The organism is Lutimaribacter marinistellae (assembly GCF_042648365.1).
Lineage (GTDB): Bacteria > Pseudomonadota > Alphaproteobacteria > Rhodobacterales > Rhodobacteraceae > Lutimaribacter_A > Lutimaribacter_A marinistellae.
In genome coordinates this window covers 30,646-56,641 of the sequence record NZ_JBHRXI010000010.1, presented here as the reverse complement: position 1 = coordinate 56,641, position 25,996 = coordinate 30,646, and the positions used below count along the sequence as shown (strand labels likewise).

Annotated in this window: 32 protein-coding genes; 19 read left to right on the top strand and 13 right to left on the bottom strand. The window is 63.6% G+C overall.

Going from position 1 to position 25,996, the window contains the following annotated elements:
• Positions 1-37: 37 nt before the first annotated feature.
• Entirely contained in the window at positions 38-619 is a 582-nt protein-coding gene (locus tag ACFORG_RS09075) for an FMN-dependent NADH-azoreductase (RefSeq protein WP_386735100.1), read from the bottom strand.
• Positions 620-734: 115 nt separating this feature from the next.
• Between ACFORG_RS09075 and ACFORG_RS09070 the strand changes: the two genes are divergently transcribed.
• Positions 735-1,613: a LysR family transcriptional regulator gene (locus tag ACFORG_RS09070; protein ID WP_386735099.1), complete on the top strand. Its 879-nt coding sequence runs from the start codon at positions 735-737 to the stop codon at positions 1,611-1,613.
• Positions 1,610-2,515: a DMT family transporter gene (locus ACFORG_RS09065; RefSeq protein WP_386735098.1), complete on the top strand. Its 906-nt coding sequence runs from the start codon at positions 1,610-1,612 to the stop codon at positions 2,513-2,515. The genes ACFORG_RS09070 and ACFORG_RS09065 overlap by 4 nt, the downstream gene beginning before the upstream one ends.
• On the opposite strand, the gene ACFORG_RS09060 is transcribed toward ACFORG_RS09065, so the two are convergent.
• Positions 2,512-2,847, bottom strand: a complete 336-nt coding sequence (locus tag ACFORG_RS09060) for an ArsR/SmtB family transcription factor (protein ID WP_386735097.1) — start codon at positions 2,845-2,847, stop codon at positions 2,512-2,514. The two genes, ACFORG_RS09065 and ACFORG_RS09060, sit on opposite strands and share 4 nt — an antisense overlap.
• A 230-nt stretch (positions 2,848-3,077) precedes the next feature.
• Between ACFORG_RS09060 and ACFORG_RS09055 the strand changes: the two genes are divergently transcribed.
• From ACFORG_RS09055 to ACFORG_RS09030, 6 genes are all read left to right on the top strand, one after another.
• Positions 3,078-3,416 (top strand): AtpZ/AtpI family protein, encoded by a 339-nt coding sequence (locus ACFORG_RS09055; protein WP_386735096.1) that lies wholly within the window; start codon positions 3,078-3,080, stop codon positions 3,414-3,416.
• A gap of 2 nt (positions 3,417-3,418) precedes the next feature.
• The gene (locus ACFORG_RS09050; RefSeq protein ID WP_386735095.1) at positions 3,419-4,183 is read left to right on the top strand and encodes a F0F1 ATP synthase subunit A; all 765 of its coding nucleotides are present in this window, start codon (positions 3,419-3,421) and stop codon (positions 4,181-4,183) included.
• Positions 4,184-4,262: 79 nt separating this feature from the next.
• Positions 4,263-4,487, top strand: a complete 225-nt coding sequence (locus tag ACFORG_RS09045) for a F0F1 ATP synthase subunit C (RefSeq protein WP_005981269.1) — start codon at positions 4,263-4,265, stop codon at positions 4,485-4,487.
• An 86-nt stretch (positions 4,488-4,573) separates the two neighbouring features.
• Complete coding sequence (locus ACFORG_RS09040) at positions 4,574-5,125, top strand: F0F1 ATP synthase subunit B' (protein ID WP_386735094.1); 552 nt, start codon at positions 4,574-4,576, stop codon at positions 5,123-5,125.
• Positions 5,126-5,130: 5 nt separating this feature from the next.
• Positions 5,131-5,691, top strand: coding sequence for a F0F1 ATP synthase subunit B (locus tag ACFORG_RS09035; RefSeq protein WP_386735093.1), 561 nt, complete (start codon positions 5,131-5,133; stop codon positions 5,689-5,691).
• A 164-nt stretch (positions 5,692-5,855) separates the two neighbouring features.
• Positions 5,856-6,671 carry a phosphate ABC transporter ATP-binding protein gene (locus ACFORG_RS09030; protein ID WP_386735092.1) on the top strand — a complete coding sequence of 272 codons (816 nt, stop codon included), beginning with the start codon at positions 5,856-5,858 and terminating at the stop codon, positions 6,669-6,671.
• A 238-nt stretch (positions 6,672-6,909) separates the two neighbouring features.
• Here ACFORG_RS09030 and ACFORG_RS09025 read toward each other — a convergent pair whose 3' ends face one another.
• Positions 6,910-7,680 carry a FadR/GntR family transcriptional regulator gene (locus ACFORG_RS09025; protein WP_386735091.1) on the bottom strand — a complete coding sequence of 257 codons (771 nt, stop codon included), beginning with the start codon at positions 7,678-7,680 and terminating at the stop codon, positions 6,910-6,912.
• A 153-nt stretch (positions 7,681-7,833) separates the two neighbouring features.
• Here ACFORG_RS09025 and ACFORG_RS09020 point away from each other — a divergent pair, with 153 nt between their 5' ends.
• The 4 genes from ACFORG_RS09020 to ACFORG_RS09005 all read left to right on the top strand — a co-directional run bounded on the left by ACFORG_RS09020 (position 7,834) and on the right by ACFORG_RS09005 (position 13,608).
• A complete protein-coding gene (locus ACFORG_RS09020; RefSeq protein ID WP_386735090.1) occupies positions 7,834-9,042 on the top strand; it encodes an aminotransferase-like domain-containing protein in 1,209 nt (402 codons plus the stop codon).
• A gap of 150 nt (positions 9,043-9,192) precedes the next feature.
• Positions 9,193-9,609, top strand: coding sequence for a hypothetical protein (locus tag ACFORG_RS09015; RefSeq protein ID WP_386735089.1), 417 nt, complete (start codon positions 9,193-9,195; stop codon positions 9,607-9,609).
• Positions 9,610-9,733: 124 nt separating this feature from the next.
• The gene (locus ACFORG_RS09010) at positions 9,734-13,189 is read left to right on the top strand and encodes an AAA family ATPase (RefSeq protein ID WP_386735802.1); all 3,456 of its coding nucleotides are present in this window, start codon (positions 9,734-9,736) and stop codon (positions 13,187-13,189) included.
• 44 nt (positions 13,190-13,233) lie between these two features.
• Entirely contained in the window at positions 13,234-13,608 is a 375-nt protein-coding gene (locus ACFORG_RS09005) for a hypothetical protein (RefSeq protein ID WP_386735088.1), read from the top strand.
• Positions 13,609-13,625: 17 nt separating this feature from the next.
• Here ACFORG_RS09005 and ACFORG_RS09000 read toward each other — a convergent pair whose 3' ends face one another.
• The 3 genes from ACFORG_RS09000 to ACFORG_RS08990 are packed head-to-tail and all read right to left on the bottom strand — an operon-like array spanning position 13,626 to position 16,709.
• On the bottom strand, positions 13,626-14,798 hold the full coding sequence (locus ACFORG_RS09000; protein ID WP_386735087.1) for a lytic murein transglycosylase: 1,173 nt from the start codon (positions 14,796-14,798) through the stop codon (positions 13,626-13,628).
• A gap of 25 nt (positions 14,799-14,823) precedes the next feature.
• A complete protein-coding gene (gene cbiB / locus ACFORG_RS08995; protein WP_386735086.1) occupies positions 14,824-15,744 on the bottom strand; it encodes an adenosylcobinamide-phosphate synthase CbiB in 921 nt (306 codons plus the stop codon).
• Positions 15,741-16,709 carry a threonine-phosphate decarboxylase gene (locus ACFORG_RS08990; RefSeq protein WP_386735085.1) on the bottom strand — a complete coding sequence of 323 codons (969 nt, stop codon included), beginning with the start codon at positions 16,707-16,709 and terminating at the stop codon, positions 15,741-15,743. The genes cbiB and ACFORG_RS08990 overlap by 4 nt, the downstream gene beginning before the upstream one ends.
• 187 nt (positions 16,710-16,896) lie before the next feature.
• Between ACFORG_RS08990 and ACFORG_RS08985 the strand changes: the two genes are divergently transcribed.
• Positions 16,897-17,259 (top strand): response regulator transcription factor, encoded by a 363-nt coding sequence (locus ACFORG_RS08985; RefSeq protein WP_386735084.1) that lies wholly within the window; start codon positions 16,897-16,899, stop codon positions 17,257-17,259.
• Here ACFORG_RS08985 and ACFORG_RS08980 read toward each other — a convergent pair.
• Positions 17,241-18,230, bottom strand: a complete 990-nt coding sequence (locus tag ACFORG_RS08980; RefSeq protein WP_386735083.1) for a glutathione S-transferase family protein — start codon at positions 18,228-18,230, stop codon at positions 17,241-17,243. The genes ACFORG_RS08985 and ACFORG_RS08980 overlap by 19 nt on opposite strands.
• A gap of 218 nt (positions 18,231-18,448) precedes the next feature.
• On the opposite strand from ACFORG_RS08980, the gene ACFORG_RS08975 reads away from it, so the two are divergent.
• Entirely contained in the window at positions 18,449-18,799 is a 351-nt protein-coding gene (locus ACFORG_RS08975; RefSeq protein WP_386735082.1) for a hypothetical protein, read from the top strand.
• 29 nt (positions 18,800-18,828) lie between these two features.
• Here ACFORG_RS08975 and ACFORG_RS08970 read toward each other — a convergent pair whose 3' ends face one another.
• Positions 18,829-20,001, bottom strand: coding sequence for a MalY/PatB family protein (locus ACFORG_RS08970; RefSeq protein ID WP_386735081.1), 1,173 nt, complete (start codon positions 19,999-20,001; stop codon positions 18,829-18,831).
• Between the two features lie 98 nt (positions 20,002-20,099).
• On the opposite strand from ACFORG_RS08970, the gene def (ACFORG_RS08965) reads away from it, so the two are divergent.
• Genes def (ACFORG_RS08965) through ACFORG_RS08945 form a run of 5 tightly spaced genes read left to right on the top strand, consistent with a single transcriptional unit; the run spans position 20,100 to position 22,763 of the window.
• Positions 20,100-20,618, top strand: a complete 519-nt coding sequence (def, locus tag ACFORG_RS08965) for a peptide deformylase (RefSeq protein ID WP_386735080.1) — start codon at positions 20,100-20,102, stop codon at positions 20,616-20,618.
• 2 nt (positions 20,619-20,620) lie between these two features.
• On the top strand, positions 20,621-21,112 hold the full coding sequence (def, locus tag ACFORG_RS08960; protein ID WP_386735079.1) for a peptide deformylase: 492 nt from the start codon (positions 20,621-20,623) through the stop codon (positions 21,110-21,112).
• Positions 21,109-21,603 carry a peptide deformylase gene (gene def / locus ACFORG_RS08955; protein ID WP_386735078.1) on the top strand — a complete coding sequence of 165 codons (495 nt, stop codon included), beginning with the start codon at positions 21,109-21,111 and terminating at the stop codon, positions 21,601-21,603. Before def (ACFORG_RS08960) ends, def (ACFORG_RS08955) begins: the two co-directional genes overlap by 4 nt.
• A gap of 4 nt (positions 21,604-21,607) precedes the next feature.
• Complete coding sequence (fmt, locus tag ACFORG_RS08950; RefSeq protein ID WP_386735077.1) at positions 21,608-22,522, top strand: methionyl-tRNA formyltransferase; 915 nt, start codon at positions 21,608-21,610, stop codon at positions 22,520-22,522.
• A 4-nt stretch (positions 22,523-22,526) separates the two neighbouring features.
• Positions 22,527-22,763: a hypothetical protein gene (locus ACFORG_RS08945; protein ID WP_386735076.1), complete on the top strand. Its 237-nt coding sequence runs from the start codon at positions 22,527-22,529 to the stop codon at positions 22,761-22,763.
• A 4-nt stretch (positions 22,764-22,767) separates the two neighbouring features.
• Here ACFORG_RS08945 and ACFORG_RS08940 read toward each other — a convergent pair whose 3' ends face one another.
• Genes ACFORG_RS08940 through ispH form a run of 5 tightly spaced genes read right to left on the bottom strand, consistent with a single transcriptional unit; the run spans position 22,768 to position 25,834 of the window.
• On the bottom strand, positions 22,768-23,391 hold the full coding sequence (locus ACFORG_RS08940) for a trimeric intracellular cation channel family protein (RefSeq protein WP_386735075.1): 624 nt from the start codon (positions 23,389-23,391) through the stop codon (positions 22,768-22,770).
• Positions 23,388-23,855: a ribonuclease HI gene (rnhA, locus tag ACFORG_RS08935; protein ID WP_386735074.1), complete on the bottom strand. Its 468-nt coding sequence runs from the start codon at positions 23,853-23,855 to the stop codon at positions 23,388-23,390. Before rnhA ends, ACFORG_RS08940 begins: the two co-directional genes overlap by 4 nt.
• On the bottom strand, positions 23,848-24,438 hold the full coding sequence (locus ACFORG_RS08930) for a class I SAM-dependent DNA methyltransferase (RefSeq protein WP_386735073.1): 591 nt from the start codon (positions 24,436-24,438) through the stop codon (positions 23,848-23,850). The genes rnhA and ACFORG_RS08930 overlap by 8 nt, the downstream gene beginning before the upstream one ends.
• Positions 24,435-24,887 carry a DUF3429 domain-containing protein gene (locus ACFORG_RS08925; RefSeq protein WP_386735072.1) on the bottom strand — a complete coding sequence of 151 codons (453 nt, stop codon included), beginning with the start codon at positions 24,885-24,887 and terminating at the stop codon, positions 24,435-24,437. The genes ACFORG_RS08930 and ACFORG_RS08925 overlap by 4 nt, the downstream gene beginning before the upstream one ends.
• On the bottom strand, positions 24,884-25,834 hold the full coding sequence (gene ispH / locus ACFORG_RS08920) for a 4-hydroxy-3-methylbut-2-enyl diphosphate reductase (protein WP_386735071.1): 951 nt from the start codon (positions 25,832-25,834) through the stop codon (positions 24,884-24,886). Before ispH ends, ACFORG_RS08925 begins: the two co-directional genes overlap by 4 nt.
• Positions 25,835-25,996: the final 162 nt, after the last annotated feature.

The following is a 25,996-nucleotide window of genomic DNA, read 5'->3' as shown; positions in this document are numbered from 1 at the left end:
GGAGACCGGCGTCGGCGCCCAGAATGTGAGTGGCGGATCAGGCGGCCAGGTTGTCCACGGCGGTCTCTGCGGCCAGCACCGTGCCCTCGGGGTCCAGCGCCATGCGGTCCGCGGCGACGATTTCAACATCGGTGATCCCGATAAACGACAGCACATGCCGCGCATAGGTGGTGGCAAAGTCGATCTCCGAACCGACGGCGGTGCCGCCCGAGGCAATCGCGAGGATCGCACGCTTGCCGCTCAGCAGGCCCTCTGGTCCGGCCTCGGTATAGCGAAAGGTCATGCCGGCCCGTGCAACAAGGTCGATCCACGCCTTGAACGCGGCGGGAACCGAGAAGTTGTAGATCGGCAGCCCGATCACCAGCGTATCGGCGGCGCGCAGCTCCTCGACCAGCTCATCCGACAGCGCAAGAATATCGCGCTGAACGTCGTCGCGCTGATCGGCGGGGGTAAAGTTCGCGTTCACCCAATCCTCGGACAGCAGCGGCAGCGGCGTGGCAAGGTCGCGGCGGATGATGCGGTCCGCGTTCAGGCGGCGCACGACACGCTCCGACAGCGCGCGGGTGGTGGAATTCTGGCGACGCGCCGAGGCGTCGATATGCAGGATGGTCTTGGCCATTGGTCGGGTCCTTTCACGGATGGTGTCTCGATGGCCCCAAATTGGTTATTGCACCGACGAACGCAACGTCGCTATACCAACAGTATCTGTTGGTTTTTGCACATATAGGCCCGTCATGGACAATTGGGACGAGGTGCGCACCGCCTACCAGGTTGCGCGCATGGGCACCGTCAGCGGCGCGGCCGAAGTTCTGGGCGTGCACCACGCCACGGTGATCCGCCATATCGACGCGCTCGAGGGGCGGCTGGGGGTCAAGCTCTTTCAGCGGCACGCGCGCGGCTATACCCCGACCGAGGCGGGCGAGGATCTGCTGCGCGTGGCCCAGGCGACCGAGGATCAGTTCAACCAGCTTGTCGGGCGGCTGAAAGGGCAGGGCGACGACGTATCCGGAGAACTGGTGGTGACCTCGCTCGCCTCGCTCGCCCCGCTGGTGGTACCCGCGCTGACCGAATTCCAGCGCGCCCATCCCGGCCTGATCCTGCGCTATCTCACTGGCGACCGCCTGTTCCGCCTTGAATATGGAGAGGCGCATGTCGCCATCCGCGCCGGTGCCGCGCCCGACCAGCCCGACAACGTGGTGCAGCCCTTCGTGGCCCAGACCATCGGCCTCTTCGCCAGCCGCGACTACATCGACACCTACGGCAAGCCCGACGGCATCGAGGATTTCGAGGGGCATTTCTTCATCGGCCATGATGACGAGAACACCCGCGCGCCGTTCTACCGCTGGCTGCGCGCCAATACACCTGCAGGGTCCATCACCTTTCGCGGCACCGATGGCGCCTCGATGCAGCAGGCGGTGCTGGCCGGGGCGGGGATCGGCTTCATGGCCAGGTGGGAGGCCGCGCGCCACCCCGAGCTGGTCGAAGTGATGGAGCCGGTGCCCGACTGGTCGGGCAAGCTGTGGCTCGTCACCCATGTCGATCTGCACCGCACGACCAAGGTTCAGACCTTTCTCAAGTTCATCAAGGCCCGGGCGCAGGACTGGGCGACATGAGTCCTGCCGCCCGCGGCCATCTCGCCATGCTGACCTTCTCGGCGCTGGTGGCGGGCAGCTTCTCGCTGGGCGCGATGATCGCGAACGAGGTTGCGCCGGCCGCGCTGATGGCCGCGCGGTTCTGGATCGCGGCGATGGTGATCGGCGTGGCCGCCCTGCTCACCACCGGTATCCCGCGCAGCGCCGCTCAGGCACCGTGGCGCTACCTCATCCTCGGCGGGTTGTTCGGCGCCTATTTCGTCCTGATGTTCGAGGGGTTGAAAACCGCCCAACCCGTCAGCGCGGCGGCGGTTTTCACGCTCACGCCGGTCCTGACGGCGATCTTCGGCTACCTGCTTCTGCAACAGGTCACCACCGCGCGCATGGCGCTGGCGCTTGCCATCGGCGCGATGGGCGCGCTTTGGGTGATCTTTCGCGCCGATTGGTCCGCCTTCCGTGCCTTCCAGATCGGCAGCGGCGAGATCATCTATTTCTGGGGCTGCGTCGCCCACGCGATCTATACGCCGATGGTCCGCCGCCTGAATCGCGGCGAATCCCCGGTCGTCTTCACCTTCGGCATGCTGATCGCCGGCGGCGTCATCCTGACCCTCTATGGCTGGTCCGACATTCGCAGCACCGATTGGGCGGCGCTGCCTGCAATCGTCTGGATCGGGCTGTTCTACCTTGCGCTGTTCGCCTCGGCCGCCACCTTCGTGCTGCTGCAATTCGCGACGCTGTACCTGCCTTCGGCCAAGGTCATGGCCTATACCTACCTGACGCCCACATGGGTGATCTGCTGGGAAATCGCGCTGGGCAACGGGGCGCCCGCCGGGCTGGTGCTTGTCGGCATCGCGCTGACCGTGGTGGCGTTGCTTATCCTGCTCAAACCCGAAGAGGAGCCCGCGCGCAGCCCCGTGCGCTAACCCCCTGCGCCGCTTTCCAGCTCGCGCGCCAGGAACCGCTCGAACGCATCTAGGTTCACCGGCTCGAACTGGCCGAACCCCTGCATCCAGACGCTGGCCGCGCGCAGCGCGTCGGGCTCCAGCTTGCACCATTTCACCCGGCCGCGCTTTTCCTGCGCGATCAGGCCCGCCCGGCTCAGGATCGTCAGGTGTTTTGAAATCGCCGCCAGCGACATCTCGAACGGCTCGGCCACGTCGGTCACGGCCATGTCATCCTCAAGCAGCATGGCAAGGATGGCGCGGCGCGTCGGGTCGGCAAGGGCTGCGAAAACGGAGTCGAGATCGGCGGACATGAACCGCCAGAACCACAGCCCCGCGCCATGGTCAACCTTTCGGTTGAATATGCTCCATTGCCGCCTTTGGCGCTAACAGGCCCTGCGGCGCTTTCGCGCGCGCATCGCGCGCCAGATTAAAACACATGAAAAACAATAACCTACACCTCGTGCCTACCCCTGTCGAACAGCGTTGACTCCGCCCTCTCCGCGCCTTAGCACCATGCACGAAGACGCGCGAGGAACCGCCGGTGACCGAAGACGACCAAAAGCAGCGCCTGTCGCAGCTTGAGGCGAAACTGGCAGCGGCGAAAAAGGCCAAACAGCCCGAGACCCGCGCCGACAGCGACTTTTCCGGCGGCGAACTCGCCTGGCGGATGGTCATCGAGATGGTGTCCGGTCTTGGGATCGGATTTGGCATCGGGTACGGGCTGGACAGCCTGTTCGGGACGCTCCCGATCTTCCTGGTGCTGTTCACATTGCTGGGCCTCGCCGCCGGAGTGAACGTCATGCTCCGCAGCGCACGCGAGATCCAGGCGAAGCAATCGGGCGCCGGCGAGGCCGAGGCCCAGAAAGACGAGAGGGACTGAACGTGGCAACCGAGACCACCGCAGAGCACGCAGCAGAAGGCAGCAGCCTGGTCTTCCACCCGATGGACCAGTTCATCGTCAAGCCGCTCTTCGGCGACACGATCGCATGGTACACGCCGACCAACGTGACGCTGTGGATGTTCTTCGGCATCCTCGCGATCACAGGCCTGCTGGTTCTGTCGACCTCCAAGCGCGCCGTGGTTCCGGGCCGGATGCAGTCGGTGGCCGAGCTTTCCTACGGCTTCATCTACAAGATGCTCGAGGACATCTGCGGCAAGGAAGGGGTCAAGTACTTCCCCTATGTCATGACGCTGTTCATGTTCATCGTCACCGCCAACTTCCTCGGCCTGATCCCGACCTCCTTCACCACGACATCGCATTTCGCGGTGACCATCGTGCTGGCGCTGGCGGTGTTCCTTACCGTGACCATCCTCGGCTTCGTCAAGAACGGCACGGCCTTCCTTGGCCTGTTCTGGGTGTCGAGCGCGCCGCTGGCGCTCCGCCCGATCCTCGCCGTGATCGAACTGATTTCCTACTTCGTCCGCCCGGTCAGCCACTCCATTCGTCTTGCAGGCAACGTCATGGCGGGCCACGCGGTGATCAAGGTGTTCGCGGGCTTCGCGGCCATCGCCGTGATCTCGCCGGTCTCGGTCCTCGCGATCACCGCGATGTACGGGCTCGAGGTGCTGGTGTCCTTCATTCAGGCCTACGTGTTCACCATCCTGACCTGCGTCTACCTCAAGGACGCACTGCACCCGCATCACTAATGCAGCGGCGGGGTCATCCCCGCCCTACACATCCGAACAACCCCAATATCGAAAACTTCCAATCGTAAGGAGATACATCATGGAAGGCGATCTCGCACATATCGGCGCAGGCCTGGCAGCAATCGGTTCCGGCGCAGCCGCAATCGGTGTGGGCAACGTGGCCGGCAACTTCCTGGCCGGCGCCCTGCGCAACCCCTCGGCCGCCGCGTCGCAGACCGCGACTCTCTTCATCGGTATCGCGTTCGCAGAAGCGCTGGGGATCTTCGCGTTCCTCGTCTCGCTCCTGCTGATGTTCGCCGTCTGATCCGCGGAACCTGATCCTTACGCGCGGGTGCGGCCGGGCCATAGCGGCCCACCCGTTGTAAAGACAACGTTCCGACGGAGGACAACATGGCGACAGAACCCATAGCCGCAGAGGCCGCCGGCGCTTGCGTCGACTCCTACGGCAGTGCCATCGGCATGCCGCAGCTCTGCTTCGACTGGTTCCCGAACCAGATCTTCTGGCTGGTCGTGACGCTGGTCGTCATCTTCCTCGTCTTGTCCCGCGTGGCCCTGCCGCGTATCGCGGCGATCCTGGCCGAACGGACCGGAACCATTACCAACGACCTCGCTGCGGCCGAAGACCTCAAGGCCAAGGCTGTCGAGGCCGAGGAAGCGTATAACAAGGCGCTCGCCGACGCCCGCTCCGAAGCGCAGCGCATCGCTGCCGAGGCCCGTGCCGAGATCCAGGCCGACCTGGACGAGGCCATCGCCAAGGCAGATGCCGAGATCGCGGCGCAGACCGCCGAGTCGGAAAAGGCCATCGCCGAAATCCGTGCCGGCGCCATCGACAGCGTCAAGGATGTGGCCCGCGACACCGCCGCTGCCCTCGTGGCGACCCTTGGCGGCGACGTGGACCAGGCCTCGGTCGATCAGGCCGTCGACGCCCGGATGAAAGGATAAGCGACATGCGTACAATTCTCGCCGCGATCCTGACCCTTGGCGCCGCCAGCCCGGCGCTTGCAGCCTCGGGCCCGTTCTTCTCGCTGAAGAACACCGATTTCGTCGTGCTCCTGGGCTTCATCGTGTTCATCGCGGTGCTGGCCTATTTCAAGGTGCCGGCGATGATCGGAAAGGCGCTGGACGACCGCGCACAGGGCATCCAGTCCGAACTGGACGAGGCCCGCGCGCTTCGTGAAGAGGCGCAGACCCTGCTCGCGTCCTACGAGCGCAAGCAGAAAGAGGTCCAGGACCAGGCCGACCGCATCGTCGCCGCGGCCCGCGAAGATGCCAAGCTGGCCGCCGAGCAGGCCAAGAAGGACCTCGCGGTCTCGATCGAACGCCGCATGGCGGGTGCCAAGGACCAGATCGCCTCGGCCGAAGCCTCGGCTGTCAAGGAAGTCCGCGACCAGGCCATCGCCGTTGCGGTCGCTGCCGCCGGCGACGTGCTGGCCAAGCAGATGAACGCGGCGCAGGCCAACAAGCTGATCGACGACTCGATCGATAAGCTGGGCACCAAGCTGCACTGAGCGCCAGCCGCTCTGTGAGACCTTTCAGGAACCCGGGCTTCGCGGCCCGGGTTCTTGACGTTTCGGTGAAGGTTTTGTGAAGTTTCCGGCCCTCCGGGGTCAGATCAAACCCGCTCCGCCCGGGCCGTGCCACCCCTCAGGGTGACCGACCCGAGAGGAGTCCGATGTTGGACCGCATCCCGTCCCAAGCCCCGTTCACCACCCCCGTTCTGCGCAACGCACCACCGCTGCTGACCGTCAGGGACCTGTCGCTGTACTACGGCGAGAAACAGGCGCTCAACGAGATCGGCTTCGAGCTTTACCCGAACGAGATCCTCGCTTTCATCGGACCGTCGGGTTGCGGCAAATCGACGGCGCTCAAATGCCTCAACCGGATGCATGACGGAACCCGCGACGTGCGGATCACCGGCAGCATCCACATGGACGATATCGACATCTACGACCAGCGCGTGGACCCGCCGATCCATCGCCGCCGCTTCGGTTGGGTCGCGCAGAAACCCAACCCCTTCCCTGCATCGGTCTACGAGAACGTGGCCTATGGCGCGCGTATCCACGGACTGATCCGGACAGGAGCCGATATGGACGCCCATGTCGAGGTCTGCCTGCGCCGCGCTCACCTGTGGGACGAAGTCAAAGACGGCCTGCACAGCCGGGAGGGGACCGCCTTGTCCGGCGGCCAGCAGCAGCGGCTCTGCATCGCGCGCGCGCTGGCCTACCAGCCAGAGATCTTGCTGATGGACGAACCCACCGGTTCCATCGACCCGATCGCAACGGCCCGCGTCGAGGAGCTGATGCTGGACCTCCGCGCCGATCACAGCATCGTGGTCGTCACCCACTCGATGATGGAAGCGCGCCGTGTCGCCGATCGTGTCGCCTTCTTTCATCTCGGCGAACTGCTCGAGATCGGGCCGACCGAACAGGTCTTCACGACGCCGCGCCACCCCCGCACGCGCAGCTTCATCGAGGGAAAGTTCGGCTGAGAACCCCACTGGAGGTTCTTGAAGCAGGGCAGGGCGCTCCCGCACCCCGCCGGCCTCCGGCTGCGCCGGACGCCACCGGGCCTTGGGCCCGGCGCCCTTCGGGCGCGGGTGCGCATCTGTCGACATCCCGCGCCGACCCCGCCCGAAGGGCGCCCGGCCCAACTGGCGGGGTCCGATCTGTGATCGGGCCGCGACGGGCGGGAGAACCTCCGCCGCGGGTCATCTGTCGGGCGGTGGTTCAGGAATCTCCCAGTTCCTGCGAGAGCCGTTGGCGGGCGATGACCTCGTTCTTCTCCGCTTTCATCTGGTCGGCCAGCCCGCGTTCGACATAGTCCAGATGCGCCTCTATCGCGGCACGGGTGCCAGCGGGGTCGCGCGCCTGCAAGGCCTCGTTGATCTTGCGGTGCTGGTCCAGGATCGCCGACCGCGTCGTGCGTTGGTGGAACATGATCTTTCGGTTGTAGAACACGCCCTCGCGCAGAAGGTCGAACATCGATCGCATCATGTGCAGCATCACCACGTTGTGGCCCGCCTCGATAATCGCCATGTGGAACTGCGCATCAAGCCGCGCCTCCTCGTCGCCCGAGCGGTTTTGATGCGCCGCCACCATCTTGTCAAAGATCGCCTGCACCACTTTCAGATCGCTTTCCGATCCCAGCCGCGCCGCCCGCCCGCCGGCCAGCCCTTCCATGTCCCGGCGAAAGGCCAGGTAGTCGAAAACCGCCTCGTCATGGGTGGCGAACAGCCGCACCAGCGCCGGCGAAAACGCGTTGCCCAGCACTTCGGCCACGTAGATGCCCGCACCGGCCCGCGTGGTCAGCAGCCCCTGTTCCTGCAACTCGGCCACCGCGTCGCGCAGCGAGGGGCGGGAGACACCCAGCCGGTCCGACAACTCACGTTCCGACGGCAGGCGTTCGCCCGGACGCAGGATGCCGCGCAGGATCAACAGCTCGATCTGGCGCACCACCGCGCTCGACAGGCGCTCTGACTGGATCTTCTGAAAGGGCATGGCCGGGTTCCCCTCTGGATTGGTCAAGACATATGACCACCACGGCGCAGCCGCAAGGCGCATGCGATCACACTCGCTGCAACAAAAGGTCAGCAATATTGACACGGATCGCGCGGCTCCGCACCTTCGGACAGCGCCAAGACGGAGGAGACCATGGCTCTCGATCACATATTCGCCAGCCGCGCCGCTCGGATGAAGGCCTCCGAGATCCGCGAGCTGCTCAAGCTGCTCGACCGGCCGGGCATCCTCTCCTTCGCGGGCGGCATCCCCGATCCGAACCTGTTCCCGGCGCAGGAGTTTGCCGCCGCCTGCAGCACCGCGCTCGATCCGGCCCATGCGGGGCAGGCGCTGCAGTATTCGGTCAGCGAAGGCTACATGCCGCTGCGCCGCTGGATCGTTGCGCATATGGCCCAACTCGGGATCGAGGTTTCGGTCGACAACGTGCTTATCACCTCGGGATCGCAACAGGCGCTCGACTACCTCGGCAAGCTCTTCCTGTCGCCCGGTGACACCGCCCTGGTGGGATGGCCCACCTATCTCGGCGCACTTGCGGCCTTCAACGCCTATGAGCCGCGCTATGACCGGCTGACGATCAATGACAACCGCGCACCCGGGGATATCGCGCAGGCGGCCGAGGCCGGTGGCGGGCGGGTCAAGCTGGCCTATCTCTCGCCCGATTTCGCCAACCCCACGGGCGAGACCATCGACCGGCCAGGGCGCGAGCGGCTGCTCGATCTGGCCGAGACGCTCGATTGCGCGGTGATCGAGGATGCCGCCTACCAGGCCCTGCGCTATGACGGCGACGACATCCCGCCGATCCTCGCGCTAGAACTGGCGCGCAAGGGCACGATCGACGCCTGCCGGACGGTCTATTGCGGCTCGTTCTCCAAGACGCTTTCACCGGGTCTGCGGGTTGGATGGGCGGTGGCCGCCCGTCCCGTGATCTCGCAGATGGTGCTCCTGAAACAGGCGGCCGACCTGCATTCGGCCACGATGAACCAGATGGCCGTGGCCGAGGTCGCAGATCGCTGTTTCGACAGCCACGTGACCACGCTGCGCGACACCTACCGCGCCCGTCGCGACGCGATGCTGACCGCGCTCGCCGCGCATATGCCAGACGGCGTCACCTGGACAAAGCCCGAGGGCGGCATGTTTGTCTGGCTCACCCTGCCCATAGGCACCGATGCGGCGGCGCTCCTGCAACGCTCGCTCGACACGGTGCAGGTCGCCTTTGTTCCCGGCCAGGCGTTCTTCGCCGATGGCTCGGGCGCGAACACGCTCCGGCTCAGCTTCTCCTGCGCGGACGAGGCGACCATTGCCGAGGGAATGCGCCGTTTGGGTCAACTCCTGCGTGACGCGTGAATGGACCACAGTGATTGCCGAAAGGTAAACGGTACCCCTTTGTACAAAACGGTCAATTGCCCCCCCGATCGATGTACAAAACGGTCGATTCCGGGTGGCGCCGGGCGGCTGGAAAGGATCCGTTAACCAGTTCGCCCGATCCTGCGCCGCATGATCCGGTCGCTCATTCTCCTTGCCTTTGCCCTGCTTGCGGCCTGCAACACGCCTTCGCCACACTTCTCGGGGATCGCCGCGACGCGTGTCTCGGTCGAGGGCAGCACCTTTGATATTCGCCTGCGCGGCAACCTGGCCGAGGCCATACGGCTTACGCCCGAAGCGGATGCGCGCTTTGCCGTCATCGCTCCACGAGCGGGCCGCGCCATGGCGCAGGTTTCGGGTTGTAACATCCTGAAAGTCATGGGAGATTCCGCAGTTCAGCTTGGCGTTCTCGGCTGCGACCCGGATGCAGGCCAGCGTCTTTTGAACGCGGCGCGGATCGGTCCGGATTATGATTGCTTTGAAACCTCGACGCTCTCGGGTGGGGTGGACGGTGTCGTGTACCGCGATTACGAATGCGCACCGTTCTGATTGTTTGGGTCGCCATATCTTGTGGATAACTGGCGGGTCCCCGCCATATACTGCGGTCATGCGTTGACACGAGCCCCTCTCGTTGCGCAGACTCGGACTCCACAGGAATCACGGATTGGCGCAAGTGCGTTTCAACAGGCTCAGACTGACCGGCTTCAAAAGCTTTGTGGACCCGACCGACCTTATCATCGCGGACGGGCTGACAGGCGTCGTGGGTCCGAACGGCTGCGGGAAATCCAACCTCCTCGAAGCGCTGCGCTGGGTGATGGGCGAGAACCGCCCCAAGGCCATGCGTGGCGGCGGGATGGAGGACGTGATCTTTGCCGGGGCGGCGACGCGACCCGCCCGGAACTTTGCAGAAGTATCTCTTTTCATTGACAATTCCGAGCGTCTGGCGCCTTCGGGGTTCAATGAAAGCGACCAGCTTGAGATCGTCCGCCGGATCACCCGCGACGTGGGTTCGGCCTACAAGACCAACGGCAAGGACGTTCGCGCGCGCGACGTACAGATGCTGTTTGCCGATGCCTCTACCGGCGCGCATTCGCCCGCGCTCGTGCGGCAGGGCCAGATTGCGGAACTGATCAATGCCAAGCCCAAGGCGCGGCGCCGTATCCTCGAGGAAGCTGCCGGAATTTCAGGGCTTTACCAGCGCCGACACGAGGCAGAGCTGAAGCTGAAAGGAACCGAGGCCAACCTCACCCGCGTAGACGACGTGCTGGAACAGCTGTCGGCCCAACTCGCCCAACTGGCGCGACAGGCACGGCAGGCCGCACGCTATCGCGAGATCGGCGAACAGCTACGTCAAGCCGAAGGCATGTTGCTTTACCGCCGTTGGAAAGAGGCCGACATGGCCCGCCTTCTGGCCGAGGAAAAGTTGCGCGACAGAACCACCGAAGCGGCCCGTGCCGAAGCCGAGGCCCGCAAGGCTGCTGCCCACCGCGCCGAAGCCGAAGAGGTCCTGCCGCCGCTGCGCGAGGAAGAGGCCATCGCGTCGGGCGTTCTGCAGCGGCTTCAGGTGCAGCATGACGCGCTGGACGACCAGGAAAACCGCGCCCGTCAGACCATCGCCACCCTGACGGCGCGCATCGAGCAACTCGGCCGTGACATCGAGCGCGAAACCGGGCTGAACCGCGATGCCGGTGAGACGATCGAGCGGCTGGAATGGGAAGCCCGCGAACTGGCCAAGGCGAGCGAGGGCCATGACGAGAGGCTGGCCGAGGCGGCAGAGACGGCACGCGATGCCGCATCCATCCTGCAGGACCGCGAAAGCCACCTGAGCCAGGTGACCGAGGACGTGGCGCGACTCGCGGCCCGCCATCAATCGGCACAGCGCCTTGTCGAGGACAGCCGCAAGACGCTGGCGCGCTCCGAGGCTGAAGAAGAGCGCGCCCGCGAAGCGGTCGACGCCGCGCAGGAGGCCGCTGAACGGGCTTCCGAGGCGTTCGAGACGGCGCAGGACGCCGAGGCCGAAGCGCAGGAGGCTGCCGATGCGGCCGAAGAAGCACTGACCGCCGCCGACGAGCTGCGCGGCGAGACGCAGGCCCGCGAGGCAGAGGCGCGTGCCCAGCGATCGGAAGCCGAGGGCGAGCTGGGGGCCTTGAGGGCCGAGACGACAGCGCTTGCCAAGCTGGTTCAGCGTGACACGGCCGAAGGCGGGCAGGTGCTTGACCTGCTGCGGGTCGAACCGGGCTATGAAAAGGCGTTGGGGGCTGCGCTGGCAGATGACCTGCGCGCTCCGTTGGTCGAAGGGGATGGCCCCTCGGGCTGGGTCGAGGTCGAAGGTTACGATAGCGATCAACCCTTGCCGGAAGCCGCGATGCCGTTGGCACGCTATGTCTCGGGGCCGGATCGTCTGGCCCGCCGGATCGCGCAGATCGGTCTGGTCGATGCAGATGAGGGTGGACACCTGCAATCGCAATTGCAGCCGGGGCAGCGGCTGGTATCGCGCGGTGGCGACCTGTGGCGATGGGATGGGTTCCGGGCTTGGGCCGAAGATGCCCCTTCGGCTGCGGCGATGCGTTTGGAGCAATTGAACCGGCTCGAGGCGCTGAAACAGGATCTAGCCCAGGCCGAGGCCCGGGCCGATGGTGCCCGTGCGGCGCATGATGCGCTGTCGCGCCAGCTTGCCGAGGTGACCGAGGCGGACCGCCGTGCACGCGAGGCCCGCCGCGCCGCAGATCAACGGGTTGCCGAAGCGGCCCGCGCCCTGAGCCGGGCAGAAGCGGAGCGCAATCTGAGTGCCGGGAAGCTGGAAACGGCGGGTCTGGCAGTGGAACGTCACCGCGAAGATGCGATGGCGGCAAGGATACAGCTGCGCGAAGCCGAAAAGGCGCTTGCCGACCTGGGCGATCTGGACAGCGCCCGCGCCGAGGTCGAGGACATCAAGCAGACGGTCGAAGCGGCTCGGATCACGATGTTGACCCATCGCTCCACCCATGACGAGCTGCGCCGCGAGGGAGACGCCCGCAAACGTCGCAGCCAAGAGGTTGCCAAGGATCTCAGCGGCTGGAGGCATCGCCTTGAAACCGCGGATCGTCGGATCGGCGAGTTGAGCGAACGCCGAGAAACCTCGCAGGAGGAATTGACCGAGGCGATGGCTGTTCCGGCCGAGATCGACGAGGCAAGGGAAGAACTGGCCGAACAGATCGAAGCCGCGGAAACGCGACGCCGTGCCGCCGCCGACAAGCTGGCAGAGGCGGAAAACGTTCAGCGCGAGGCCGTTCTGGCCGAGCGGGAATGTGAGCGTTTGGCGTCGGAGGCACGCGAGGCCCGCGCTGCCGCCGAGGCGCGCACCGATTCCGCGCGCGAGGCTGTCATGGCGGCCGCGGACCGTATCGCCGAGGATCAGGAACTGAGTCCCAAGCAGTTGCTGGAGCGTCTCGATACCGATGCCGAACGGATGCCGGCGGCCGATGTGCTTGAGGCTGAAGTTGCGCGCCACAAGCGCAATCGCGACGCGATGGGGGCGGTCAACCTGCGGGCCGAGGATGATGCCAAGGAGGTGCAGGAGGAGTTCGACACGCTCAACGCCGAGAAGTCCGACCTCGAAGAGGCGGTAAAGGCCCTGCGTAGCGGCATTGCCAGCCTCAACCGCGAAGGACGGGAGCGGCTGTTGACGGCGTTCGAGCAAGTGAACTCGAACTTCGCGATGTTGTTCAAGCACCTCTTTGGTGGTGGAGAGGCGAACCTTGTCATGGTCGAAAGCGAGGACCCGCTGGATGCCGGGCTCGAGATCATGTGCCAGCCGCCGGGCAAGAAGCTGTCGACGCTCTCCCTTCTGTCGGGGGGCGAGCAGACCCTTACCGCGATGGCGCTCATCTTTGCGGTGTTTTTGGCCAATCCGGCACCCATCTGCGTGCTGGACGAGGTAGACGCGCCGCTCGACGATGCCAATGTCACCCGGTTCTGCGACCTCCTCGATGAAATGTGCCGCCAGACAGATACACGGTTCTTGATAATTACCCACCATGCAGTAACGATGGCCCGGATGGACCGGCTTTTCGGTGTCACCATGCAGGAACAGGGCGTAAGCCAGCTCGTATCGGTCGATCTCAAGAGAGCCGAGGCGATGGTCGCCTGAGCACAGGGCGGGAACTCGTGCGTCAAAACGGCGTTAAATCAGGCATGTATGGCCTGAAAATCATCATCGCCTCTACCCTAGTCGCCACATCGGCCAGCGCCGATCCCATGAAGCTTCGACAGATCGGTGGATCCGTGCCAAGTGCCCGATTCGCGATCTCTGCGCCGGGCCAGCCACTGTTCAGCCCCTCGATGGAACGGCAGACCCGAGAAAGGCAGACTCTTGCGATGCCGGACGTGATCGGGGACGGGATCAAGGTGGGCATGATGAAACTGCGCCGGAACGGTGATCTGTGCATCAGTTTCAGGCGCCATTTCAGACGGTGTGACATGATGGTCGGCGACAGCGAATTGCTCGTCTACGTCCGCGAGCACAACCTGAAAACGCCGGTGCGGATACAGCTGGGCATTCGCCCCTGACCCCGCACCGTTGACCGTCACAACCGGTCGAGAAGCGTCCGAGTGGGCCAGGCATCGGCAGGCAGGCCAAGCCGCTCCTGCTCGGCCTGCACCGCCGCCCGGGTTCCTGCTCCGAGAATCCCGTCGACACCGCCGACATCATATCCGCGCGCTTCGAGTTTGCGCTGCAAGTCTTTCATCTGTTCGCCGGTGAGGCCCGCGCTTGGATTGCCCGTGTCATAAATCGGCGCCCCTTCCAGTCGCGTCGCGAAATAGGCAGCCGTCATCACGTACACGAAGCTTTGGTTCCATTCGAAGTAGACGTCGAAATTGGGATAGGCGAGGAAGGCGGGGCCATTCTTTCCCTGGGGCAGAACCAGAGAGGCAGGCAGATTCGAAAATGCACCGTTGCGGGGCGTAACGCCCATGGCCTGCCATTCCGAAACCGGGCGTGGTTTCCCCGGGCCAGTCAGGGACCAATCCATTTCCGCCGGGACGCTGACCTCTTGCAGCCAGGGTTCGTTGGCGCGCCATCCCAGATGCGACAGCATGCGCGCGCCCGATTCAAGCGCATCGGGGGCCGAGGTCTTGAGCGAAACCTGCCCGTCGCCATCGGCATCAACGCCGTTGTCGAGGATGTCCTGTGGCAGCATCTGAACCATCCCGATCTCCCCCGCCCATGCACCGGTCGTGCGGTCCGGGTCGAAATCGCCCTGTTCGTAGAGTTCGATGGCGGCAAAGACCTGCGGGCGGAACAGGTCCGGCCTGCGGCAGTCATGCGACAGGGTGACCAGTGCGTTGCGCGTGTTGAAATCGCCCTGGTAGCCGCCATAGTCCGTCTCGAATGCCCAAAAGGCGAGAAGGACGCCGCGCGACACGCCGTATTCCGCCTCGATCCGGTCGAACACGCCGTGATAGCGTTCCGCCATCTGGCGACCGGTGTTCAGGCGGTTCGAAGAAATCAGCCTTTGCGAAAACTCGATAAAAGGTTTCTGAAAGACGCCTTGGGCACGGTCGGCACGGATGACCTTGCCATCCTGCTGGACGCCGCGAAAGAAGCGTTCGACAGCTGCCGGATCATGCCCACGCGAGACGGCCTCGGATTTGAGCCCATCAATGAAACCCGGGAAGCTGCCGCCACATTGCGCAAAGGCCGGAGCGGCGAGGAGGGTGATGGCGGCGGAGTGCTGCAGTAGCTTGGAAAGGCGCATGAAAATCCTTTGGGTCGATCAATCGTCAGACAACAAAGGTGATTGTGAAAATCGCGATTGCAAGGCCTAGCCCCAAGGCCCAGACCTGCCACAAGAGACGGATGGCCTTCTCGATCTCATGCGGGCCGATATCCTTGCGGGCCGTTTCATTAACCCAGGCAAGGTGCCGGACCTGTCCATGATAGCTGCGCGGCCCGGCGAGCGCGACCTTCAGCGCGCGGGCCATCGCGGCCTCGGGCCAGCCGGCATTCGGTGACACATGACGCTCGGCGTCCTCGACGATGGCGCGCCAGTGACGCGATCCGTTCGACAGCGCGACCAGCATCAGGCAAGTCAGCCGCGACGGGATGAGATTGAGCAGATCGTCCAGTTTCGCGGCGGCCCAGCCAAATTCGGCGTAACGGTCATTGAGATAGCCGATCATGCTGTCCGCGGTGTTGATGACCTTGTACAGAAAGAGCCCGGGAAGCCCGCCGACAAGAAACCAGAAGGCAGGCGCGATCACACCGTCACTCAGGTTTTCCGCCGCGCTTTCGATGGCGGCTCGCGCAACTTGCGGCCCGTCCATCTGGGAGGTGTCGCGCGATACGATGCGGGCGACCATGCTGCGTGCCTCGGGCAGGGAAAGGCGCAGCGAGGCAGCCACCTGTCCGACATGTTCGGCCAGCGAGCGTTGGGCGAGGAGGATGGCGCACAAGATCAGTTCCACGACCCACCCCAATTGGGCAAGAGCCGCACCAAGCGACACCGCGCCAAGCGCCAGTGCGGCCACCACCAAGGCACCCTTGAGGCGTCGATGCGTGCCATTGTTGAAACGACGGTCGCAAAAGCCCACTGCGTCACCGAAGAGAACGGCGGGATGGCGCAGGCGCGACCAGAGCCAATCAGGCTCTCCGAGTGCAGCGTCCAGCAACATGGCACCGGCGAGGATGAAGGCCGTGTTCAAAGGGCGTCCTCCAGCCGATCCCAAGCGCCCGAAGGCGGCAGGCCGAGGCGAAGCATCCGGCGCGAGTAGGGAAAGACGCGGGTCAGGATGTGCTTTCGCGCCAGACGATCATGCGACGCCTGCGCGTCATCGACGTCGTAGAGTCGGAAAAGGCTCGTACCACCCAATAACTGTGCGCCCCGTTTGATCATCAGTTGATCCAATTTTTGCGCTTCTGCCTCGAGGTGCGCGCGGGTTCGGTCCGCCCACTCGGCATCCTGCAGCGCCAAGGTACCGACGCGGAGCGCAGGCCCCGATACCGCCCAAGGACCCGTCAAATCGGCTAGCCGATCGATGATTTCGGGCTGCGCGATTGCAAATCCAAGCCGAAGACCGGCAAGCCCCCAGAACTTGCCAAAGCTCTTGAGCACGATGGTGCCTTCACCTGCGGCGAGGTTCACAAGACTGCGTTCCGGCAACACGTCGCAAAAGCTCTCGTCGATGATGGTCAGGCGGGCCGTGGCGTCGGCTGCGGTCCAAACCCTGCCGTCGGGATTGTTGGGGTGGACCAGCACCCGGGCTGTTGCGGGGCCATCTTCGACGACGTCCCAGCCATGTGCGCGAAAGGCAGCGGCATGTTCGTTGTAGGTTGGCGGCGTGATTTCGACGCGGTCGGCGGGGTACAGGGCTGGCAACCGGGCGATCAATGCCGACGCGCCGGGCGCAGGGAGGATCGCTGCCTCGTCCGGCACATTCCAGAAGTCGCGCGCGGCATTGCAAAGCCGGCTGAAGGCAGCGCGGTCGGGCAGGGCGGTCCAGTCCAGCGTCTCAAGGATCGGCAATGGGTAGGGATGCGGATTGATGCCGGTCGACAAGTCCAGCCAATCGGCCCGACTACCACCGTAGACCGAGATGGCATGATCGATTCCTCCCCCGTGGTCGCGGTGGCGGCGCGAACGGTCCTCGATTTGCCGCGGGTTGGTCATCTGCGGTGACATTCCTGTTCTGGTTGCGCTATTCCCGTGTTTCAAGCGGATTCCTGCCGGTCGCACAAGCGAATCCGCCGATCCGCAGGCCCCTCATTTCATCGTTAATCGTTTGTTAAGTCTTTGGGCAGATCACCGGAGATGCGGGGGACGGCACAACGATTGCACAGTGCCGAGGTGTCAGAAAATGAATGTATTGATCGTCGAAAGCAATCCAGAGCTTGGACGGCTTTGGCAACGCCACCTGCAACGCCAGGGCGGGGACGTCTCGCTGGTCAGCTCACAGGACACGGCCATCCTGGCGCTCTACGCGTCTGATTACGATATAATCGTGCTCGACCTCGTGCTTGAGGATGGCAGCGCCCTCGCGGTGGCGGATTTCGCCAGCTACCGCCGTCCGAAGGCGCGGGTGATCTTCGTCACCAATACGACGTTCTTCTCGGACGGGTCGATCTTTGCCCATAGCCCGAATGCCTGTGCCTATGTGCAAAGCGGAACGCCGCCAGAAGACCTGGCGGCGATGGTGGAGCATTACGCGGCGGGGCGTTGATCCCGTCCGTGCGGTGCATCTAGGTCCAGATCGGGATTGATCGGGACGATGCGGTGCGGATTGATCGATGTATGGCTGTAGTAGTAATGGCCGACGATGTGATCGAAATTGACCGTCTCGGCGACACCCGGCCACTGATACAGCTCACGGACGTAGCCCCAAAGGTTCGGGTAATCCACGATGCGGTTCCGGTTGCACTTGAAATGCGTGTTGTAGACCTTGTCGAACCGGATCAGCGTGGTGAACAGCCGCCAGTCGGCCTCGGTTATCCGCTCGCCCATAAGGTACCGTTTGGTTGCAAGGCGCTCCTCCAGCCAGTCCAGGCTGTCGAACAGCGGATGAATTGCCTCGTCATAAGCACTCTGGCTTGTGGCAAATCCGGCCTTGTAGACACCATTGTTCACGGTGTCGTAGACGCGGGCATTCACCTCTTCGATGGCACTGCGCAGCTCTGCCGGCCAGTAATCATCGGTGTTTCCGGTCAGGCCATCAAAGGCGCTGTTGAACATACGGATGATGTCGGCGCTTTCGTTCGAAACGATGGTTTCGCGTTTCTTGTCCCAGAGGATCGGGACCGTCACCCGGCCGGAATAGACCGGGTCGGCCTTGGTGTAGACTTGGTGAGCATAGTCGAAACCATGAAGCGGATCGCCGGTCGCGCCGTCATAGTCGGTTCCGAAAGTCCAGCCATGGCCAAGCATGTAGGGGTGCACGACCGACAGGTCGATAAGATCGCTCAACCCCTTGAGATGGCGGAAGATCATGGTCCGATGCGCCCAGGGACAGGCGAGGCTGACATAGAGGTGATAGCGCCCCCATTCAGCTTCGAAGCCGCCTTCACCCGATGGTCCCGGCGCACCGTCAGACGTGACCCAGTTGCGAAACTGCGACTCGGACCGCTCGAATTTGCCGCCGGTCGATTCCGTGTCGTACCATTTGTCTTTCCATTCGCCATCGACGAGCAGGCCCATGGGTCATCCTCCGTTGCGTGGTCTGTTTATTGGGCAAGACCTAGCGGCGGGCGGTCCATCCGCACAGGCCGCTGGGCGCGCAACCGGGCTGCATGGACGCACAGCGAGACATGCACAGCATGCAACGCCGGATAACCATTCATGTGTTCGGTACGATTTTTTCTTGATCCGACATGAGGTTGCGGCACAATCCGAATGATTCTGCGGGGGATCCGGTGATGGACAATTTCGTTCCGAAAGAGATCAGTGACAGTCTGGATGCGGCGCGCATTGCGGCTTTGAAAAAGACAAGCCGTCTACGCGTCGAGGTCGGGACTGAAAGCTATCGGGTTCTGCGCATGTGGCGTGGCGGTTTTGCGGTCGAAGCGGCGGCAACGCCCCGTCTGCGTGGACTCGTGGATATCTACGATGGTGGAAAGCACTTGTGTCAGTGTCTGATTGTCGCCGCCGAAGAGGAAGGGGGTGAGATGCGTTACGACTTCAAGCGCAGCACCGCCAGCGCCGAGAGCGCCGCGCTCGACTTCGAACGGGCCGCCGATGCGCCCGTCGCATATCTGCCCTTGGAATGAGCGGGGCCGGCAAAGGCCGGCCCGACGCCTCATTGCAGATCGGAGAATGCCGCTTTCAGGCGCTTGCAGGCGTCTTCTACCCGGCTGCGCTGTGTCGCGAGGTTGAACCGCAGGAAGTTTTCGCCGCCGGTTCCAAAAGTCGTGCCGTGGTTGGCGGCGATCCTTGCCGTTTTCTCGACGCGGGCGGTGAATTCCTCGCGCGGCATGCCGGTGCCGGAAAAATCCACCCATGACAGGTAGGTCGCTTCAAGCGGTATGGAGCGCAGGCCGGGAATCTCGGCAACGGCCGCGTCGAAAACCTGTCGGTTGCCGTCCAGATAGGCCACCAGTTGATCGACCCAGGCTGCACCCTCGGGAGAGTAGGCTGCCATTGTCGCGCGCATGCCCATCGAATTCGACGAAAGGTTCAGTGCGCTCATCCGTGCGGCGAAGGGTTTGCGCAAGGTCTCGTCGGGGATAATGACCTGCCCGGTATGTAGCCCTGCGATGTTGAAGGTCTTGGACGGCGCGGTCAGCATGATAAGCCTGTCAGCGATCTCGGGTGCTGCATTCTGCATCGGAACATGGCGCGCGCCCGGAAACACGAGGTCATGATGTACCTCGTCCGATATCAGCAAAAGATCGTGCCGACGCGCGAAATCGGCAACGCCGCGTAGTTCTTCTTCGGTCCAGACACGGCCGCCGGGATTGTGCGGCGAGCAGAAGATCAGCATCTTTTCGGTGCCCGTCATTTGGGCGTCCCACGTCTCGAAGTCGAGCTTGTAGCGGTCGTTCTCGAGGATCATTTGCCGTTCGACGACCTTGCGCCCGGCGTTTCGGATCACCTTGGCAAAGGCGTGATAGACGGGGGTGAACAGTACGATCTCGTCGCCCGGCTGCGTGTAAGCATCAAGGCACATGCCGACGCCGTTCACGAGGCCCGTGGTGGTAAAGATCGCCTCGGGTGCCACCTGCCAGTCGTGACGCTCTTGCATCCACCAGCCGATTGCCGCCTTGTAGGGCGCGTCGAGCGTGTCGTAACCGAAGATCCCGTGATCGACCATGCCGCGAAGCGCGTCGAGAATGCAGTCCGGAACGGGGAGGTCCATGTCCGCGACCCACATCGGCAGGCCGTCATCTGGCGACACGCCATAGATCGCTTCCATTGCATCCCATTTGGCACAGTGGCTGCCGCGTCGTTCGGTCAGATCGTCGAAATTCATGTATCGCTCCGTTCAGGTGTCGCAGGCGAAGCTAACCTCTTGCCGCGCGGGTGCAAGAGGCGTTGCGATGGCGGGCGTGATCGCCTAAATCCCCCTGCATGAAACGCAAGATCCTGATACATCCCGATCCGCGCCTGAAAAAGACATGCGCGCCGGTCGCAGATTTGAGTGACGAGCTGCGCCAGCTGGCCGATGACATGCTCGAAACCATGTATGATGCACCGGGTATCGGCCTGGCGGCACCCCAGGTCGGGGTGCTGGACCGGCTGATCGTGCTGGACTGTGTCAAGGAAGAGGGCGAGGCACCCCGCCCGCTGGTCATGTTCAACCCCGAGATCATATCCGCGTCGGACGAAACCAGCGTTTACGACGAAGGGTGCCTGTCGATCCCCGATCAGTATGCCGAGGTGACGCGCCCTGCCGCGGTCGAGGTCGAATGGCTGGACCGTAACGGAACCCTTCAACGCGAGACCTTTGACGGGCTTTGGGCGACCTGCGTGCAGCATGAGATCGACCATCTCGACGGAAAGCTGTTCATCGACTACCTCAAGCCGCTGAAGCGGCAGATGATCACTCGCAAGATGCAGAAGCTCAAGCGCGAGATGGCCCGGGCGTGAGTGTGCGCGACATCCTTCGCTGGCCAGATCCGCGTTTGTCGCAGAAATGCGCTCCGGTCGAGGATACGCGCCTTGACGAGCTGATCGCCGACATGTTCGACACCATGTATGCCGCTCAGGGTCGCGGGCTTGCCGCGCCGCAAGTGGGCGTGATGCTGCGACTGTTCGTTATGGATTGCGGCTGGAAAGAGGGCAGACCCGCGCCGATGACGATGATCAACCCGTTGATCATGGCGGCCGAACGCGTACCCGTCGTGGGCGACGAGGGCTGCCTGTCGATCCCTGGCGTAACCGTCCCGGTCGAGCGGTGGCAGGCCGTGACCGTGCAATGGACGGCGGCCGAAGGCGACATTCACATGGCCGATTTCGACGGGTTCGAGGCGCGCTGCATCCAGCACGAATTCGATCACCTGAACGGGATGGTGCATTTCGACAGGATCGATCCCAACCTGCGCGCCGAGATCGAGGGCAAGTACATGGAGATGCAGCGATGACCGTTCGCGACTGCCTGCCATGGCCAGACAAGCGGCTGCGCAGCAAGGCCGCTCCGGTGGACGAAATCACGGGAGAGATCCGTGCAATCTGGAACGACATGATCGACACGATGGAGGCCATGCCCGGTGTCGGACTTGCCGCGCCTCAGATCGGCGTGATGCTGCGGCTGGCCGTGGTGGACGGCTCAACCCAGCGTGGCAGGGCAGTCCGGCTGGCCAATCCCGAGATCCTGCATGCGTCGATCGAGTTGCGCGAGCACGAAGAGGCCAGCCCGAACCTTCCGGGGGTTTCGGCCGTGATCAAGCGTCCGCGCGCGGTGACCGTTCGTTTTCTGAACGAGCAGGGGCAGGTGGACCGCCGAGATTTCGTCGGGATCGAGGCCACGAGCGTGCAACATCAGATCGATCACCTGAACGGGCGGATGTATTTCGACCGGTTGAGCAAGGTGAAACGCGACATGCTGCTGCGCAAGGCACGGAAGCTGGGGTAGGGGCATGCGGGTCATTTTCATGGGAACGCCGGAGTTCTCGGTCCCGGTGCTTGACGCGCTGATAGAGGCAGGGCACGAAATCGCCGCCGTCTACTGCCAGCCGCCGCGACCAGCAGGCCGGGGCAAGAAGGACAGGCCAACCCCCGTGCATGCCCGTGCAGCGGCACTGGGGCTGGATGTGCGGCACCCGATCTCTCTCAAATCGGCAGAGGCGCAGGCAGAGTTCGCGGCGTTGAATGCCGATGTCGCCGTTGTCGTGGCCTATGGGCTGATCCTGCCGCAGGCCGTTCTGGACGCTCCGCGGCACGGGTGCCTGAACATCCATGCCAGCCTTTTGCCGCGTTGGCGCGGGGCGGCGCCCCTCCACAGAGCGATCATGGCGGGCGATGACCAGACCGGGATCTGCATCATGCAGATGGAGGCGGGGCTGGACACCGGTCCTGTGCTGTTGCGTCGTGCAACCCCGATCGGCACCGAGGAAACGACCGGTATCTTGCACGACCGTCTTTCCGCGATGGGTGCCGAATTGATCATCGAGGCATTGGCCCGGCTGTCGGAACTGGTGCCCGAACAACAAGATGAAACCGGCGTGACCTATGCCGAAAAGATCGCCAAATCCGAGGCGCGCATCGATTGGAATGCGCCAGCTGCGACCATTGACCGGCAGATCCGCGGGCTGTCGCCCTTTCCCGGCGCATGGTCCATGATCGATGGCGAAAGGGTCAAGATCCTCGGCGCACGGCTGGTTGAGGGAGAGGGTGCACCCGGAACGGTTCTGGATGAGGCGCTGCGCGTGTCCTGCGGCAAGGGTGCGGTTCAACTGACCCGCTTGCAGCGGGCGGGCAAAGCCGCGCAGGATGCCGAAACGTTCTTGCGTGGCTGGCCCGTTCCACCGGGCACGCAGTTGGGACCGGAGTAAAGCCATGTTCATGGTGTTGATGGGAACCGTGGTAATCGCCGGAATCGTGGGCTACGTCTCGGAAAAGAGCGGGTTCACCCATAACGGCTATGTACAATCCATCATCATCTGCGTTGGTGGCGCGTTCCTGTTTTTCTTCGTACGGATCATGTTCGGCATCGGCTTCAACTCGCCGGGGCTGAATGCGATCGTATCATCGATCGGTGCGCTGATCATCGTGCCGACGCATTGGCGGCGCTGAGATCTCAGACGCGGGGCGGGCGACCCTTGTAGACGGGCAGGCGCCAGCCGAACAGCAGCGACCCGGCGCGAAGGACCCAGCACACACTGGCGCAGGCCAGAAGCGCCCATAGAGTGGGCAGGCCAAGCCCTGTGCCGATGACCGCACAGACGGAGCCTGCCAAGGCGCATGAGACGTAAAGCTCACCTTGTTTCAAGACCAGCGGCACCTCTCCGACCACGACGTCGCGCATCAAGCCGCCCATGCAGCCAGTGCTCATCCCCATCAACACGACGACCACTGGCGGCTGTTGCAGGGAAAGCGCCACGCCGGTACCCGCCGCCACGGCGATGGACAGGGCGAAGCTGTCCAGCCAGACGAGCCAGCGATATCGGCTCTCCATCAAGTGGGCGGTGAAAAAAACGACCAGCGCAGCACCGGTCGCAATAAGAATGTAAGTGGGTTCGCCTACCCAGAAAACCGGGTTTCGATCCAGCAGCAGGTCGCGCACCGTGCCGCCGCCGACAGCCGTAAGGCAGGCCACAAAAGCAAATCCCACGAGGTCGAGCTGGGCCCGGCTTGCAACCAGCGCCCCCGTCAAGGCAAAGACCAGTACCGAGGCGTAGTCGAGCAGCGTCAGTACGTTCAACTGCCGGCCTTTTGAGGCTTAAAGGGCTTCATGCCCGCACGCGCCAATTCGTCGGCGCGCTCGTTCTCGGGGTGACCGGCATGGCCCTTGACCCATTTCCAGGTCACGTCGTGGCGGGCCTGGGCGGTATCGAGACGCTGCCACAAGTCGGCATTCTTGACCGGTTTTTTCGCCGCTGTCTTCCAGCCGTTACGCTTCCAGCCGTGAATCCAGCCGGTGACGCCGTTCTTGACATAGGCACTATCGGTGACGACCGTCACGGTCGAAGCCCGTTCCAAGGTCTCCAACGCGGTGATGGCGGCCAATAGCTCCATCCGGTTGTTGGTGGTGCCTGCCTCGCCGCCGCACAACTCGCGTTCCTTGACGATTGTCTCGCCATCCTTTGCTTGTAGCAGAACGCCCCATCCGCCCGGACCGGGGTTTCCGGAACAGGCGCCATCCGTGTAAGCGATGATCTCAGGCATGTGCAGCCAACGCGACCCAGTCCGAGGGGGTGCCGTCGAGGCCCGGTGCGTTTCCGTGGCGCCGCCCGGTCACCGTGAAGCCCGCAGCCGCGAGAAGTTCCGTCAATTCGTCCTCCGAGTAATAGGTGTAGAAGCGGCCAAGCTGGTCCGGTCCCTCTCCCTTTCCGAGCTTCATGCCGAGGAAAAAGGCCCCGCCCGGCTTCAAGGCGCGGTGCAGCGCCGAGAGATGTCGCGGGAAGTCAGCGCGCGGCGCGTGCAACAGGCTGAAGTTGGCCCAGACCCCATCGTAGAGTGCCTCGCCTGAGATGTCGTCAAAACTGGCACGCCTTGCTGTTACACCAAGCCGCTGATCCGCCAATTCCACCATTTCGGCAGAGCCGTCGACCGCGTCCACCGACAATCCGTTTTGGGCCATGAGCGCGGCGGACATCCCGGGGCCACAGCCGAGGTCAAGGACGTGGCCGCCTTTCGGGACAGCAGCGATGAAGTCGGACAAGTGCGGGTCTTCGGCGTTGTAGTCGTCGGTCATTGCCGCGTATTCGGCGGCTTTTTGATCGTAGACGCGAATGGTTTCATCGGTCACAGGAAGACTCCAACAGAAAGACAGGCGAGTACGATCACCGTAAGCAGGATGCGCAACTGCATCCACCAGGGCGGTGTCAGTCCCCAGCGGCTGAAGGCGGCGTCAAGTAGCAGCAGCGCTGCAAAGCCGAACATGAGGTTGAGCCCGGCCGAAACCGGCCCACCGCCCGTCATGAAGAAGGCCCAAAGGGCCGGCAGGACGGACAGCACGTAGCCCAATGCCGCGCGCGATCCATCCACCTTGGTCGCAAAGCCCCACAGAACGCCGGACATGAAGCTGAGGATCACCGAACCGTAGAACAGCTGGACATATGGGCCGACAAAACGCGGGCCGAGGGCCTGCGCGCCCCATGCCTGCAAGTTGCCGTCAAGATAGGTCAGCGCCCCCCAGACAAACGGGATGAGCCCGGCAAGGCCCAGTAAGAGCGGCGCGGTCGGTATCCGTGTCATGCGGGAACCCTGAGCACGCGAGGTACTTTGAATTCGACATTCTCGACCGCGGTCTCGACGGTTTCGACGGTCACATCGTACCTACCGGAAAACGCCTCGATGACTTCCTTGACCAGGCTTTCCGGGGCTGACGCCCCTGCGGTCACGCCCACACTTCGGATACCTTCGAGCGCGCGCCAGTCGATATCGCGCGCACGTTGCACGAGCTGCGCGTAGTTGCACCCGGCCTTTGACGCGACCTCGACCAATCGCTTGGAGTTCGACGAGTTTGGCGCGCCCACCACCAGAAGCGCATCGACCTTGGGCGCGATGGCCTTCACGGCCTCTTGCCGATTGGTCGTGGCATAGCAGATGTCTTCTTTGTGAGGGCCGACTATAGCGGGAAAACGCGCCTTGAGTGCTGCCACGATGTCGGCCGTTTCATCAACGGAAAGCGTAGTCTGGGTCACGAAGGCGAGGCTCTGAGGATCCCGCACCACGATATCTGCCACGTCACCAACGGTCTCGACCAGCAATACCTCGCCCTCGGGCAGTTGCCCCATCGTACCGATTGTTTCGGGATGGCCGCGATGGCCGATCATTACGATCTGCAGGCCGTTCTGCGAGTGACGCTCCGCCTCGATATGCACCTTGGATACAAGCGGGCAGGTGGCATCCACATAGATCATCTCGCGGCGTTGCGCCTCGGCGGGCACTGATTTTGGAACGCCATGCGCGGAGAAGATCACGGGGCGGTCGGTTGGAGCTTCGTCAAGCTCCTCGACGAATACGGCACCCTTCTCGCGCAGCCCGTCGACGACGAACTTGTTGTGCACGATCTCGTGTCGCACATAGACCGGCGCGCCCCATTTCTCGAGCGCCATCTCGACTATCTTGATGGCCCGGTCGACACCTGCGCAAAAGCCGCGCGGTGCTGCAAGGTAGAGTGTCAGGGGGGATCTGGTCATGCGCGCCTCCTTAGTCCGGGCAGAGGTAAGGTTTTGTGCGCGCCGCGTCCAGCCTGTCACGAATCTGACATGCCGGGTTGCTATCCGGACCGCGTGATTGGTTCAGTGTTGGCTTTCGATAGCTGGTAATAGTCAGAATGTACTTAAAGTCGGCCGGTCGAC